Annotated in this window: 9 protein-coding genes; 4 read left to right on the top strand and 5 right to left on the bottom strand. The window is 41.9% G+C overall.

Annotated features, from left to right (window positions below):
* Positions 1-158: 158 nt before the first annotated feature.
* On the top strand, positions 159-2,225 hold the full coding sequence (gene helD, locus ACQEXS_RS07490) for a DNA helicase IV (RefSeq protein ID WP_427013356.1): 2,067 nt from the start codon (positions 159-161) through the stop codon (positions 2,223-2,225).
* 37 nt (positions 2,226-2,262) lie between these two features.
* Here the strand turns inward: helD and ACQEXS_RS07485 are convergent, their stop codons facing one another.
* Together ACQEXS_RS07485 and torT are read right to left on the bottom strand one after the other, a co-directional pair.
* Positions 2,263-2,718 carry a methylglyoxal synthase gene (locus ACQEXS_RS07485; protein ID WP_367989921.1) on the bottom strand — a complete coding sequence of 152 codons (456 nt, stop codon included), beginning with the start codon at positions 2,716-2,718 and terminating at the stop codon, positions 2,263-2,265.
* A 36-nt stretch (positions 2,719-2,754) separates the two neighbouring features.
* Positions 2,755-3,762 carry a TMAO reductase system periplasmic protein TorT gene (gene torT / locus ACQEXS_RS07480; protein WP_427013355.1) on the bottom strand — a complete coding sequence of 336 codons (1,008 nt, stop codon included), beginning with the start codon at positions 3,760-3,762 and terminating at the stop codon, positions 2,755-2,757.
* A gap of 80 nt (positions 3,763-3,842) precedes the next feature.
* Between torT and torS the strand changes: the two genes are divergently transcribed.
* Both torS and ACQEXS_RS07470 read left to right on the top strand, forming a co-directional pair.
* A complete protein-coding gene (gene torS, locus ACQEXS_RS07475; protein WP_427013354.1) occupies positions 3,843-6,740 on the top strand; it encodes a TMAO reductase system sensor histidine kinase/response regulator TorS in 2,898 nt (965 codons plus the stop codon).
* A 19-nt stretch (positions 6,741-6,759) separates the two neighbouring features.
* Positions 6,760-7,281: a GNAT family N-acetyltransferase gene (locus tag ACQEXS_RS07470; protein WP_427013353.1), complete on the top strand. Its 522-nt coding sequence runs from the start codon at positions 6,760-6,762 to the stop codon at positions 7,279-7,281.
* On the opposite strand, the gene ACQEXS_RS07465 is transcribed toward ACQEXS_RS07470, so the two are convergent.
* Complete coding sequence (locus ACQEXS_RS07465; RefSeq protein WP_367989917.1) at positions 7,269-7,934, bottom strand: lysoplasmalogenase; 666 nt, start codon at positions 7,932-7,934, stop codon at positions 7,269-7,271. The two genes, ACQEXS_RS07470 and ACQEXS_RS07465, sit on opposite strands and share 13 nt — an antisense overlap.
* 485 nt (positions 7,935-8,419) lie before the next feature.
* Here ACQEXS_RS07465 and ACQEXS_RS07460 point away from each other — a divergent pair, with 485 nt between their 5' ends.
* The gene (locus tag ACQEXS_RS07460) at positions 8,420-11,560 is read left to right on the top strand and encodes a chitinase C-terminal domain-containing protein (protein WP_427013352.1); all 3,141 of its coding nucleotides are present in this window, start codon (positions 8,420-8,422) and stop codon (positions 11,558-11,560) included.
* A 53-nt stretch (positions 11,561-11,613) separates the two neighbouring features.
* On the opposite strand, the gene glgC is transcribed toward ACQEXS_RS07460, so the two are convergent.
* Positions 11,614-12,864, bottom strand: coding sequence for a glucose-1-phosphate adenylyltransferase (glgC, locus tag ACQEXS_RS07455; protein ID WP_427013402.1), 1,251 nt, complete (start codon positions 12,862-12,864; stop codon positions 11,614-11,616).
* A gap of 121 nt (positions 12,865-12,985) precedes the next feature.
* On the bottom strand, positions 12,986-14,968 hold the full coding sequence (locus ACQEXS_RS07450) for a sensor domain-containing diguanylate cyclase (protein WP_427013401.1): 1,983 nt from the start codon (positions 14,966-14,968) through the stop codon (positions 12,986-12,988).
* Positions 14,969-14,971: the final 3 nt, after the last annotated feature.

Below are 14,971 nucleotides of genomic sequence, written 5' to 3'. Positions count from 1 at the left end.
CGTATTGTAGCAAAAACTCACAATAACATTTTGATAGAAATGAATAAAAAATGCCAAGTGCATGAGATTTGTTCGGTGGCAATCTTGACATTAATTTTTCATATTCAGTAATGGTTAATATATGATGTAGCCAAGGGAAGTCACTGGTTAAAGTAAGAATGCAGCTATCAGCAACTAAGACTGCACAGTTTTTAATTCAAAACGAATATTACAACGTTAAACTTGAGTCTGATTACATCGTATTAAGCTCTGATTTTAGTGAAGAGCGTATCCCATTTCATGCCTGGAACGGAAAGGTTAAGGTAAGAAGAGGGGTCTTTTGGGGCGGATTGCAGTTTTTCGCTCATACAGAAAACAATAAACAGCGCTCTTGGTTAGTTCAGGGATTACCGTGGTTAGATTGCCGCGACTTTGCCCGTACTGCCGTTGGATACTATCAACAGTGGCATAATAAACAGTGTGAACAACTGAGTACCTATTTGCCTCAGTGGGAATCTGACTTAAAAGGGTTTAAACGTTTACCTTCTTTCTTGTCACACTCAAGAGTTTCGCATTGGTTAGAGCAACTGGACTCAGATTTTAAAACGATGGACATGTCGTTGGAAGAAGCCGAGCAACGTGCGCCGATAAAGATGGCAGAATTGATGCCATGGATTATTGATACTGATGAGAAAATTCTCGAGCGCAATAATGAATGGTTAGAGACCGAACGTCAGAACTGGGAAGTGCTTTTTAATCAAATGGAGTCTTCTCCGCTCAACCTCAGTCAGCAATATGCGGTGTTACTCAATGATGACCACAATTTGGTTCTTGCTGGAGCCGGCTCCGGTAAGACAAGTGTTTTGACTGCCAGAGTAGCTTATTTGCTTCAAAGTCATCTCGCTCAGGCTGACGAAATTCTCATGGTTGCTTTTGGTCGCGATGCTGCCGATGAAATGAAACAAAGGCTAAAAGACAAAGTCGGCATGGCTGCTGATCACGTTAAAGTTTGTACATTCCATCAGCTAGGCTTACAAATCTTAAACCAAGTCGAGACAGAAAAGGTGGTCATTTCACCTTTGGCTACCGACGACAACTTAAAACAAGCTTGGTGTATTGATTGGCTAAAGAAACATTGGATGACGCCAACCAACTTTAAGCGTTGGCAAAAGCACTTATCAAAATGGCCAATTGCGTACTTAGCTGGTGATGACGAGCTTGGTAGCCATGTGGAAAACCCTAAATTGATCGCTTGGTTGGAAAAGCAGCTTTCTCAACTTAGCGCTATGGGGGTGACAAAAACTGCGATCCAGAAAAAATTGGTTGATCACCCTGACTACACACGGTTGAACAGTGAACTCAATTTAGTTTGGCCGTGTTACCAAGCGTGGCAACAGGCGTTAAAAGAGCAAGGCGAAATTGATTTCAATCTGATGATCACGCGTGCAACCAACTATATCGACAAGGGTAAATTTAAGTCAGGTTGGAAATACATCATGATCGACGAATATCAAGATATTTCTCCTGAGAGACTGAACCTTATTGAGTCACTATGCCGTAGTGACGCAAACAAAGAATGCGTATTGTTTGCCGTAGGAGATGATTGGCAGTCCATTTACGCTTTTGCTGGCTCGGATGTCGATTTGACGACTGGCTTTGGTGAGAGGTTCCCACATTCAACCGTGCACTATCTTGATACAACCTATCGGTTCAATAATCGTATCGGTGAGGTGGCTAATCTATTTATTCAACAAAACCCTGCTCAGCTTCCTAAGACATTGAATAGTCATAAAGAAAGAAAGAGCAAAGCCGTAACATTAACAGCAACCGCTAATGTCGAGAAAATATTAGACCAACTGAATCGACAGGCAAAAAAGACCAAGTCAGTGTTGTTATTAGGCAGAAATCATTATCACAAACCCGAGCTGCTTGATGAGTGGAAGAAACAGTACGGCTTATTAAAGCTTGAGTTTATGACATGTCACGCAAGTAAAGGTAAGGAAGCGGACTATGTCATCATCTTATCAGTGGATGAAGGGCAGTTTCCCGCACGTGTGAAGGCGTTACATATCGATGCAGCGTTAACCCAAAACACCGATACGTTTGCTTATGCTGAAGAACGGCGTTTGTTCTATGTAGCACTAACTCGTGCTAAGGAGAAAGTATGGGTTACGTTTACTGGAGGCGGCTCAACTTTTGTAAAAGAGCTGCTTGAGAATGATTATCCGGTGATTCACCAAAAGTAAAAAAGCCCGCATTTGCGGGCTTTTTTAGGAAACTAGATTAGGTTCGGTCTGCAAGGTAAGCATCATAATCAGGAACTTCAATATCCACTTCTTGTTCCATTAACTCAGACTCAAATAGGAACTTGGCCGTAGCACGGTTGGTTGCGACGGGAATATTCCATACACTAGCAATACGCAAAAGTGCTTTTACATCAGGGTCGTGGGGGACGGCATTAAGTGGATCCCAAAAGAAAACCAACACATCAATCTTTCCTTCAGAGATCAGAGCGCCAATTTGTTGATCCCCGCCCATAGGGCCGCTGATCATACTTTTAATTGCAAGCCCCGTTTCTTTACTCAGCATATTACCGGTTGTTCCAGTTGCATAAAGAAAGTGACGCTGTAGCTTTTCTTTGTTGTCAGTAACCCATCGTAATAGTTCTGGTTTGTAGTTGTCATGTGCTACCAGCGCAACATGCTTATGTGCGGGCATAGTACGGGTTGTCTTTTGCATTCGTTATTCCTAAGGTGCTACTACGTTCAGGTTGTTTTACTTAGCCTGGTTTATATAAAAAGTTGGCCTATATTCAGAAGGTGACAGCGAATCTGCAATCACTTTTTCGCTCAGTGTATCAGGAGTCAATGGTGATATCGAAGGTGACTGTGAGAATTTGTATGTCTTACCACGTAAATAATCAATAGCCTGATTTAATGACAAGCGACCTTGCTCAACCATTTTGTCCGTGGGTGCAAATTCAACTTTATGCCGCAGCAAACCACGATACACACCATGACTTAAATAAGTAGAAATTAGGCCAATTTCACTGGCTTTGTTTGAAGCACGCAACTCGCTAATCCCGGCTTCTATCGCAACGGCACTGCCAATAATGTAGCGAATACCATCTGTGTCTATGGCTTGTTGAATTAGGTTACGCTGTAACTCCTTGTCATTGTCAGCCCAAAGTGTTTTGGCAATGACGACATCGCTGTTTTTCAATGCATCATACAACCCTTTAACGACAGGTTTTGTACCGCCACTTGAATTCGGGCCGGGGAGTAGTGCCGCTTTTATTTTTCCACTGCCTTTCGGGTGTTTCTCACTCAAGTACTTACCTGCAGCGTATCCCATCCAATACCAGTCTACACCCACTTCACCTTTCAATAATGGTTTGTTTTTATCGTCTACCAAAAGGCGATTAACAGTCGCAAATACAGGCGTAGACCCGACAATCGATTTGAGATCGCTTGTATATAAATCCGGAGCGACAGTCCCTAAAATGATTGCATCTGCGTCCCAGCGAGTACAAAGGTATAACTGTTCTTTCTGCTTGATGTGATTTGGGTAACCGCCCGATTCTAAAACCCTTAGGTCAACACCTTGCTGTTCTGCCTCATTCACCATGCCATAGTTGACGGAGAGCCAATATGAATCTTTCAGGTGCGGGTAAATGGAACATATTCTATATGGCTCATTATTTTGTCCTGCGTGTGCCAGATTGCTGCATGATGCAATGAGAAGGCTTTGTATGAAAAACTTGAACTTAATAGATTTAAACATTCGGCAATTTGTTGGTAATAATGGGACAAACACTGCAAAATATAGCGCATTCTACAGATGTTAAGAAGTGATGATTCTGAATGTTATTTGCTAAAGCCAGTATTGGCCGTAAGCTTTTGTTTGCTTTCACTGCGATGGCTTTGTTAGTCATATTGTCTTCATTAATCGGTGTGTTTGGCTTCTCATCTGTTGCTCGAACAGAAAGAAATGTCGTGAATTCTGCGATACCTTCTATGATAGAAGCACGACAAGTCTCAGAGTTGAGCTCTCGTATCATTACTTCAGTTCAATCGCTCTCCAATGCAAAGTCAGAAAAGCAACGAAAAGAATCAGGGCAATTACTTTTCTCGCAATTAGAAACGCTGTTATCACATATCAAACAACTTGGATCGGACTCGTTTGATTCTGAGTTACTGAATACGCTTGAAAGCGATGTCCAGCAAGTCATCGATACATTGGCGCAATTAGGCATACTTGTTGAGAAAAAGCTATTTCTTGCAAATGACTTGGATGTCAGAGTGAAGGAAATGCGTAAATTTGCTCAAGAGCTTGAACAGCTTACACGCACTCAGGTTTCTAATACCAGCACGATTGCTGTGGCTAACGTTACTCACATTTATGATCTATTGAAAAATGGAAAAAAAGAGTCAGCATACAATGCACTAGATACACTCGTTGAGGTTGATTTAGATCTTTCAGAGCGTTTACACGAATTGCATCTTCTCGCATTTAAAATGCTGAATCATATTGAAGAAATGTCCACCATTTCGAACCTCGACCGAATTAACCAAATTCGTAATGAGTACAGTCAGAATCTAACCATTATGAAACGTCGAGTTCAGTCGGTTGAGGACCCTACGCGTTCAATGCAAATGGCTGATTTATTAAATAAGCTGGCGAAGCGCGAAGTCGTCTTTCAAGTTTTGATAAATCGTTATCAAAATGAACAAGCCTCACAGCAACTCTTACAAAACACATTGACTCAGTTTACCAAGCTTAATACGACGGTTAACCGTCTGGTTGATGATTCAAATGCAGCGACTACAAATGCTGTATCGGAATTAAAAACGACACTGCAGTACGCTCAGTTATCACTGACAATTATCACTATTATTGGGTTAGTCATCGTTGTCCTCATTGTTTGGAAAGTGGTTTACAAGTCAGTTCTTAAACGGTTAGCCGAGTACTCATCCGCATTGAGCTCTATTGCGCAGGGGCAATTAAAAGTCGATGTCACCGTACAAGGTAAAGATGAACTGGCTCGTATGGGACAGGCCATTATTACCGCAAGAAATACAGCGCAAGCCTTAAAGGTAGTAGCAGAAAGCGAAGCCAAGGCGAAACGTGAACTTGAAGAGCATAAAGTCCACCTTGAAGAAGTTGTTACTGAGCGAACGTGTCAGCTGCAAGAGACCAATAATCGACTCAATCAAGAAGTGTTAAACCATGCCAAAGCGCGGCATCAAGCGGAGCAAGCGAGTAGAGCAAAATCGGCATTTTTAGCAACCATGAGTCATGAAATTCGTACCCCAATGAATGGTGTTCTCGGAACGACTCGATTGCTTAAAGAAAGTTCTCTTAACGAGACGCAAAAACACTATGTGGACGTCATTAACCGAAGTGGCAAGACATTACTTGCTATTTTGAATGATGTTCTCGATTACTCAAAGATTGAAGCCGGCCATCTAGAAATTCGAACAGTAGACTTTGATCTAAAGGCCATGGTGGATGATGTATACCAACTTTTGAAAGGACGAGCAGAAGAAAAGCAAATTGATTTTACTTGTTATGTTGACTCGGATTTAGATCGTTATTGGCAAGGTGATGTTACGCGCATAAGTCAAGTGCTGACCAACTTAGTGGGTAACGCGATTAAATTCACCGATCATGGTCATGTCGACATATATGTGAGTCCAGATCCTATCCATGAGAAAAATGTGCTGTTTGAAGTATCTGACTCAGGAGTCGGGATCTGCACTGAAGAGCAACAAACCCTTTTTGATGCTTTCACACAAGCTTCCGCTGGAATTAACAGTAAAGGTGGTACTGGTTTAGGCTTGGCAATAAGTAAGAGAATTGTCGATGCAATGAATGGAACACTGGCGGTGGAATCTGAATGTGGGGAAGGCAGTCGTTTCTGGTTTAGTGTACCACTGGAAAAGGGGAAAGAAGTCGCAACCCTCATGGAAACACAGCTACAGAGCAACAATAAAGCAACCGTTCTTTTAGTTGAAGACAACCCCGTAAATTGCATGGTGGCGGAAGGTTTTCTGGTGCATATGGGGCATCAGGTTGATACTGCCTTGAATGGAGAGCAAGCGAAGGAGTTATTCCATGCGAATCAATATGATATTGCACTGCTAGATATCAATTTGCCGGATTGCAATGGAATGGAATTAAGGGAGCAATTAAGAGAAATAGGGGAACAGTCTGGAAATTCCGATGTGCCCATGATTGCCGTGTCTGCTCATGTCTTTAATGAAGAGGTTGAAGGTTATCTAGCTTCTGGATTCGATGGTTATTTACCTAAACCATTGGATAAAGACGATCTAGCAGCGCTTATAAGTAGTCATGTTAAAGGGGTGAGCATGGATACAACGCCAAACAACCATCACGAACCAAAGGAGAGTGTTTCCATGCCTTTATCTAGCCTTATTAAGCCAGAAATTGTGATTAATGACACTGCGGTATTAGGCAAGGCTAAGATGCTTGAAATTATTGAACTGTTTAAGCAAGGTGCAGATGATATTCAAGAAAAGCTTGAGCTAGCCTTTCAAACTCAGGATGCTTCTGAGGTTAAGCAGTTAGCACATAAATTGAAAGGTTCCTCAGGTAGCCTTGGGCTCAACCGTTTATTTGAGATCTGTGAGAATATAGAGAAAAGCAGTCACCCAGTTGATAGCTACAAGCAGAGCGCCGAAGAGTTGGCTACATGTTGCACTGAGTCATACGAAGCGTTAGTCAACATCATCAATTAAAGGGGAAAGAGATCATAATATGATACGAATTGAAACATCGCGGCTTATCATGCAGCAAATCAGTGAAAACGAATGGCCTCTGTTTCAGAACCTTCATCAAGATGAGGATGTTATTCGCTATGCTTTTGACAAGCCAAGCGTTCAAGAAATTAGGGAGCGATTTGAATCAAGATTACCTGAGTGGAAATGGGGTTCAACACATTGGTTGTGTTTAGTAATTAAAGATAAAAAATCTAAAGAATGTATTGGTATAACGGGATTAGTTATATCGGAAAAGTCTGGCCATACTGTTGAGGTTGGCTACCTATTAAAAAAAGCATTCCATGGCCAAGGATATGGGACCGAGTCACTAGTTGGTTTAATTGAACATACGCAGGAAAACTATCCAGTATCTGAAATAAACGCCATTGTGACAGACGGTAACTTACCATCATGTAAGTTACTCGAAAAGGCAGGATTTGTTTTGGTTGAGCGTGAGTCCGATGCTTATCAGATAGGGAATAAATTATACGACGACCTAATTTATCGCTACGCGGTGTAAATAAAGTTTGTCGCCGATAACGTTAATAGGGCTTGCGCAGTATAGTAGGTGACCATCACAACATGTCTTGAAAAGCCAGAACTTGCACGAAACCTATCGATGGCAAGGACTAGATCTGACGTAATAAAAATCAGCGCTCCCGCTACAGCAAAACGAGCCGACAAATTGTTCGTTTGCAGCCAGTACTCAATCGCTGCCCAAGCCATGTTTAAAATCACGATGCAATAAATAGCCACTGGTAACTTCATTTCTCCTAAAGAAGGCAACAGTAGTAAATACACGATGACCCCAACACTGAAAGTTAAAATTGGAACCCAGTGATTTAGGATGCCACTTGTCTCATTCCAAAAACATGCGGTATACACCAAATGCGCAAATAGAAAACTGACCAACCCGGGAAGGAATTTGTCTTTGGGATGCATGAGAAATATGTCGCCAATTAAAGAAAATGCTAAAGCGACAAGTATGAATAGGCCATAGGTTGGTTTTAATGACTCTGCTTGAAAAGCGACAACCATCATCAAAACAATGGGGACAGTTTTGGTGATGTAAAACAACCATCGCGGGCCTTTATCGACGGATACGATGTGAAGTAACGCTGTAATCCCTATAGCTAACCACATACTTGCTCCGGATAATTCAAGGTTCATCATTCGAACGCCATTCTATATTTATTCAAATTAAATGCGAGTCCTAGTTTATGGACATGCTTGTATTCAAGCAAATTAAATGCATTTGATTTACAGCTTGAATTGAATGTTATGGATGGATAGCTCTTTTCTATAAAAGAGGAAAGCAATTTGTCGCGAATTACTGTTTTTTGCCAATATAATATTTTGCATACTGAGATCCCCTATAGAGATCTAGTCAATCTCTAAAAGGCCGTTTTTTCATTACGAAAAAACGGCCTTTTTTTTAACTTTCGAAATTAATCAAATTTTAGTTATTGGTGCAAATTAAGTGGCATTTCATTACATCTGACCAGCAAGAAATTGCGAGTGATTGTATAGATCTCACAAAATTCACGTGTGTATTCAACCAAGTGTCCTACAGTTGTTTTACGCAAGAACATAAGTATCGAAAGATATATAAAAACCAAATACATTCTTTTAAAACAATAAGTTAAATAGGGGCGACTATGCATCTTAATAAGGGAAAAGCTGGTAAAAGTGTGTTTACACTTAGCACTTTGACAGCATCTTGTTTGATGGCTTTCAACAGCTATGCTGCTGTTGATTGCAGCACACTACCTGTGTGGGATTCGACGACTGTATACAACGGTGGCGATCAAGTTCAGCACAACAATACCGCTTATAAAGCAAACTACTGGACTCAAGGAAATAATCCTGAGCAGAACACGGGAACTTGGGATGAATGGTTAGTTGTCGACGTATGTGCGACAGGTGGGGGCAACGAAGCACCAACTGCAAATCTAACTTCACCAAGTGCTACGGATGTAATTAAAGAAGCAGACGTTGTTGTTCTTGCTGCAACAGCTGCAGACACAGACGGTACTGTCGCAAAAGTTGAGTTCCTAGTTGACGGTGTCGTCGTTGGTGAATCAACGGCTGCGCCACATACAACTAACTGGACTGCGACCGCTGGTCAACATGAGTTTAGTGCGATTGCATATGATGACCAAAATGCAGCGAGCTTAGTAAGTTCAGTTTCTTTGACCGTTGAGTCAACTCAACCTGGTAATGAGCTACCAACAGTAAGTGTATCACTTTCAGCTGCAACGGTTGACGTTGGTAGCGTTGTCACCCTTTCTGCTGTTGCAGACGATACTGATGGTACTGTTGATAAAGTGGATTTCTATGTTGCAGGACAGCTTGTTGGAACTGCAGCGACAGCACCATATACGCTTGATTACACAACAACCCAAGCAGGTGATCTTGCCGTTTATGCAAAAGCAACTGATAACCTTGGTGGAACTGGAGATTCGGCGCTAGTTACGCTTAAAGTTAACGGTGTTGCACCTGTTGCTAACTGTCGTCCAGACGGTTTGTATCAAACTGAAGGTGTGAACGTTCCTTACTGTTCTATTTATGACGAAGAAGGTCGTGAGAAAATGGGTGCAGACCACCCTCGTCGTGTCATCGGTTACTTTACGAGCTGGCGAGCAGGTGATGATCCACAAGCTGCATACTTAGTAAAAGATATTCCTTGGGAACAGCTAACTCATATCAACTACGCGTTTGTTAGCATCGGCTCTGATGGTAAAGTCAATGTCGGTGATGTCACTGATCCAAACAACGCGGCAACGGGTAAAGAATGGCCTGGTGTAGATGTCGATCCAGCACTTGGATTTAAAGGTCACTTTGGTGCACTTGCTACTTACAAAGAGCGCTATGGTGTTAAAACTCTGATTTCGATTGGTGGTTGGGCTGAAACTGGTGGCCACTTCGGCGCTGATGGAAACCGCGTTGCTGACGGTGGTTTCTACACCATGACAACGAATGCAGATGGTTCGATTAACCATGCTGGTATCGAGAAGTTCGCAACGTCAGCTGTCGAAATGATGCGTAAGTATAAGTTCGATGGTTTAGATATTGACTACGAATACCCAACATCAATGGCAGGTGCTGGTAACCCTTACGACAAGGACTTTATGGAGCCTCGCCGCCCTTATCTATGGGCATCTTACCAAGAGCTAATGAAAGTGCTTCGTAACAAACTTGATGCGGCATCAGCTCAAGATGGCATTCACTATATGCTTACTATTGCGGCGCCATCATCTGGTTACTTGTTGCGCGGTATGGAAACATTTGATGTTACTAAGTACCTAGATTACGTCAACATCATGTCATACGACTTGCACGGTGCTTGGAATGATCACGTTGGCCATAACGCAGCGCTTTATGACACAGGTGAAGATTCTGAGTTGGCTCAATGGAACGTATATGGAACAGCAGCATACGGTGGTATCGGTTACCTAAATACAGACTGGGCATATCATTACTTCCGTGGTTCTATGCCAGCAGGCCGTATTAATATTGGTGTTCCTTACTATACTCGTGGCTGGCAAGGCGTAACTGGCGGTACAAATGGCCTTTGGGGTCGTGCTGCACTTCCTGATCAAACACAATGTGCTCCAGGTACTGGTGAAGGCGAGAAGAACAATTGTGGTTACGGTGCGACTGGCATTGATAACATGTGGCATGATTTGGACCCACAAGGTAAAGAAATGGGTGCTGGTTCAAACCCAATGTGGCACGCTAAGAACTTAGAAAACGGCGTCTTTGGTTCTTATGCTCAAGCTTACGGTCTTGACCCTGTTAATGACCCAAGTGACAAACTTGTAGGCACATATACTCGTAACTACGATTCAGTGGCTGTAGCGCCATGGTTGTGGAATGCTGAGAAGAGTGTGTTCATCTCTACCGAAGACAAAGCTTCAATCGGCGTTAAAGCAGACTACGTTATTGATAAAGAGATCGGCGGTATCATGTTCTGGGAACTAGCAGGTGACTATAACTGTTATGTTCTTGATGCGAACGGCAATCGTACAACGATCGACTTAACTGAACAGGCGTGTGCTTCCGGCAATGGTGAATTCCATATGGGTAACAGCATGACGCAAACTATTTACGATAAGTTTAAGTCAGCAACACCGTATGGTAATAAAGTTGCTACAGGTGCAATCCCAACTGAAGCGGTAGACATCACAGTGTCAATCGGTGGATTCAAAGTTGGTGATCAGAACTATCCAATCAATCCGAAGATCACATTCACAAACAACACTGGTCAGGCGATTCCTGGTGGTACTGAATTCCAGTTCGATATTCCAGTATCGGCTCCGGACAATGCGAAAGACCAGTCTGGTGGTGGTTTGAAGGTTATTGCTTCTGGTCATACACGTGCTAACAACATTGGCGGTCTAGACGGAACAATGCATCGCGTAGCGTTTACGCTTCCTGCATGGAAAGACTTACCTGCTGGTGGAACGTATGAGCTGGATATGGTTTATTATCTACCTATCTCTGGCCCAGCAAACTACACAGTGACAGTGAACAATGTTGACTATGCATTCAAGTTTGAGCAACCAGACCTACCACTCGCAGACCTTTCTGCTGGCAATGGTGGCAGCACAGGCGGTGATACTGGTGGAGACACAGGTACAGGAACGGTAATTCAATGGGAAGCAGGTGTAACACAGGTCAGTAACGGTGATACTGTTATGAATGATGGAAAGTGTTTTGTTGCGAAAAACAACCCTGGTACATGGGATACACCTACCACTTCAAACTGGTTCTGGGATGAAGTAACTTGTCCATAAACTAATTAGTAGTGATAAAAGGCCTTGGTTATCCAAGGCCTTTTTGTTTGTTGCTAAAACTGAAAGTTTTCAGGTACAACGACTATACCATTTTCTGAAATGTGGAACCGCTGTGCATCTTCAACTCGATTGAGACCAATCTGTGTATAGGGAGGGATCTGGACATGTTTATCAATAATGCAATTGACTAACTTGCATCCTTCACCGACTTCGACGTCATCGAACAAAATACTATCCACGATCGTTGCGCTGTCGTTGATTCTGACATTTGATGAGACGATAGAGTGTTGTACCGAACCACCTGAATTTATCACGCCATTTGAGATGATTGAATTAATAAAAATTCCTTCATTCCCTGTCGCTGAGGATACTGTTCTCGCAGGAGGGTACTGGGGTTCATAAGTCCTGACTCCCCATTCTGATTGATACAAGTTCATTGGAGGTACAGGTTCGAGTAAATCCATATTTGCTTTATAAAAGGAATCTATGGTTCCAACATCTCGCCAGTAGCAATCTTTATCGACGCGACCTTTATCTGAGCAAAAGTGATAGGCAAATACATTGTGAGTTTTTATGAGCTTAGGAATGATATCCTTACCAAAGTCATGAGTTGAATTTGCGTTTTGAGCATCATCGCTCAATGCCGATTGAAGTACTTCCATATCGAAAATGTAAATCCCCATTGAAGCTAAACTTGATTCGGGAGAGCCGGGCATTGAAGGTGGGTCAATTGGCTTTTCAATGAACGTTTCGATTTGTCGCTCTTCATTGGTCGATATAACACCAAACGACGATGCCTCATTACGAGGGACTGACATGCATGCAATTGTTAGGTTTGCATCGGTTTCTATATGTTGCTTTAACATTGGTTCATAATCCATTCGATAGATATGATCACCTGACAACACGACAACATATTTGGCTTCACTGCGTGAAAGTAGCCACAGATTATGATAAATGGCATCAGCAGTTCCTTCATACCATTTACCGCCTCCACGCATTTGAGGGGGAACGACAGAAATGAATTCTCCCAACTCTGGTCGAAAAAGTGACCAACCATCTCGGAGATGTTTTTGTAATGAGTGAGATTTGTATTGTGTTAGCACAAGTATTTGCCTGACTCCTGAATGCAGACAGTTACTTAATGTAAAATCAATAATTCGATACTTGCCCCCAAAGGGGACCGCGGGTTTCGCCCTATCATCAGTTAATGGACTGAGTCTCGAACCCATCCCACCAGCTAATATAACTGCTAATGTATCTTGCATGTCGTTCTCCCTGAAACAGCGCTTTCCTTGGTTCATTGATTCAGAGTAGTACAAGTTTTGAGCCACTTTGCAGTGTGTTGAAGTTACAAAGGTTGTGCGTTAGGTTAGCTGATCAATGTCACATTTTGGTGCGAGCACTATCAAAATTGCACCACAATTATGCAATGGAATCAGATTCAGTTGTTCGCATTAATTCGATACAGTTTCTGCCGTTATTTTTTGCTTCATACAACGCGACATCTGCACGCTTGTAACTGAGTTTTGGTGAACTACACAGCTCTGTTATACCAGCGCTTATAGATACTTTGTAATTACTCTCAAGATAAATGGAAGTACGTATGCGGTTAAGTACCAATTCAGCTTCATTGATGTTGGTGTGGGGCATGATAATCGCAAATTCTTCACCGCCTATACGAGACACAAAATCTGTTTCTCGAAATGATTTTTGCAGTGTATTCGCAACAAACTGAATCACTCGATCGCCTTCATCATGTCCTAATTCATCATTGATTCGCTTAAACAAATCAATATCAATTACGCTGAGGCACATTTGGACTTCTGAATGATAGCGTTTCACCTTAGCACAGTCGTTAACTAGCGTATTATCGAATTTTCTTCTGTTCCATAATGATGTTAGCGAGTCTTTCTCACTCAGTTCTTTTAGCCGTATTTCGAGTTCTTTTCGATGTGAAATATCAACAAAAGACGCAACATAAAACTGTATTGTCCCGAACGTGTCTTTAACCGTTTGTATACGTAAGATTTCGGTAATTAGGGAGCCGTCTTTACGTCGGTTGACAACTTCACCTTCCCATAACCCTTTTAGTTCAAGTTCTTTCCACAACTTAATGTAAAACTCTTGATGGTGTTTTCCTGATGAAAATATAGAGGGTTGCTTCCCAACAACTTCATCTTCTTTAAAGCCGCTCACTCGAATGAACTCTTCATTCACTCTGATTATTCTGTTGTTTCTATCTGTGATCACCATGGCAGACATACCATTCATTGCCGCCCGAGCGATTTGACTTTCTAAGCTATTTTTTTGGTGGTGATAATTCCAAGTTATAAAGCTAAACGTAATAAAAAGTGTGGTTAGATAGATGCTTCCCGCAAGCAAAAACAAGTCAGATAAACTGGCATAGTAAAGGCCAGTAATTTCGCTCTGATCAGCGCTGTTAATTAAAATTATTTCAAGAGAGTCATTCTCGGTTTGCAATAAGGCTTTAGTGAAAGAATACCAGACATCTTCTTCATGGATGGTTCCCTGATTTGAAGTATTGATTGATTGCCATAAGCTTGGAAGGTAATGCGACAAGGACACGTATTGATTTGCGGAAATATTGTTATTTTCTCGAGATAGAACAAGGTTACCTGAGCCTTCGAAAACATCAGGCCTTTCATTAAGGTCTCCGTTGTACGCTAACATCCGATAAAGGTAATCAAAGTTCAGATCAGCAACAAAATAGCCACGCCGTTTGCCAGCAATTTCAATGGGAAAAATAAATTGTAGTGAGGGTTTATTCTTGCCCAATAGTTTTTGTTTTTCGGTCTTTAAATGAATGCCGTTGAGGCTCAGTTGATTCGCAGTCTGAGCTTGTGCAAATCGAAAATAATCGTAAGCAGACTGATCTTGTAATCTGTCTTTAGCGACAATTTCGGTGATGTTGTCATTTTTGTTGATTCTGATGACTTCATTACCTTGCTCATCAATATAACGTAGTGTGGCGTAAAGCTTTTTTGTTCGAGCAACGAGCAGCCAGAACTCTTCGACAGTATCGATGTTTTCGGGTGTTGGAGAGAGAATCGTACGGTTTAATGCCCCGGCAGTGGCAAGCTCTCTCGCTGTTATTGCAGCCTGAGAGAAGAGAGTAGTAAGTTCAGTTTTTGCAAATTCAAGCTTTGTGCGTTCACTTTGTTCAACCTTTTGATAGGCATCTTGTTTGATTTTCTGTAATTCGTTAATGAAATAAAGGGTGGGAACAAAGCTTAGCCCAATAAAGACAAAAATAAACTGAGATAAAGTACGTGTAATTCGAAGTTGCATCACGACAAAAATTTGGAAACCAAGTAACAGTTTTACACAATTACGAGATAGATACCGTGAGCCGCATAGAATAACGTGCCATAAAAAAATGGGCATCAC

The organism is Vibrio sp. TRT 17S01, from assembly GCF_050113695.1.
In the GTDB taxonomy this organism is placed as follows: Bacteria; Pseudomonadota; Gammaproteobacteria; order Enterobacterales; family Vibrionaceae; genus Vibrio.
The sequence above is the reverse complement of the archived record's forward strand: the minus strand, read 5'-3'. Positions and strand labels throughout refer to the sequence as shown.

Coding starts and splice junctions, on each gene's coding strand:
- helD (WP_427013356.1), top strand. CDS start 159: ATGCAGCTATCAGCAACTAAGACTGCACAGTTTTTAATTCAAAACGAA.
- ACQEXS_RS07485 (WP_367989921.1), bottom strand. CDS start 2,718: ATGCAAAAGACAACCCGTACTATGCCCGCACATAAGCATGTTGCGCTG.
- torT (WP_427013355.1), bottom strand. CDS start 3,762: ATGTTTAAATCTATTAAGTTCAAGTTTTTCATACAAAGCCTTCTCATT.
- torS (WP_427013354.1), top strand. CDS start 3,843: ATGTTATTTGCTAAAGCCAGTATTGGCCGTAAGCTTTTGTTTGCTTTC.
- ACQEXS_RS07470 (WP_427013353.1), top strand. CDS start 6,760: ATGATACGAATTGAAACATCGCGGCTTATCATGCAGCAAATCAGTGAA.
- ACQEXS_RS07465 (WP_367989917.1), bottom strand. CDS start 7,934: ATGATGAACCTTGAATTATCCGGAGCAAGTATGTGGTTAGCTATAGGG.
- ACQEXS_RS07460 (WP_427013352.1), top strand. CDS start 8,420: ATGCATCTTAATAAGGGAAAAGCTGGTAAAAGTGTGTTTACACTTAGC.
- glgC (WP_427013402.1), bottom strand. CDS start 12,864: ATGAACCAAGGAAAGCGCTGTTTCAGGGAGAACGACATGCAAGATACA.
- ACQEXS_RS07450 (WP_427013401.1), bottom strand. CDS start 14,968: ATGCCCATTTTTTTATGGCACGTTATTCTATGCGGCTCACGGTATCTA.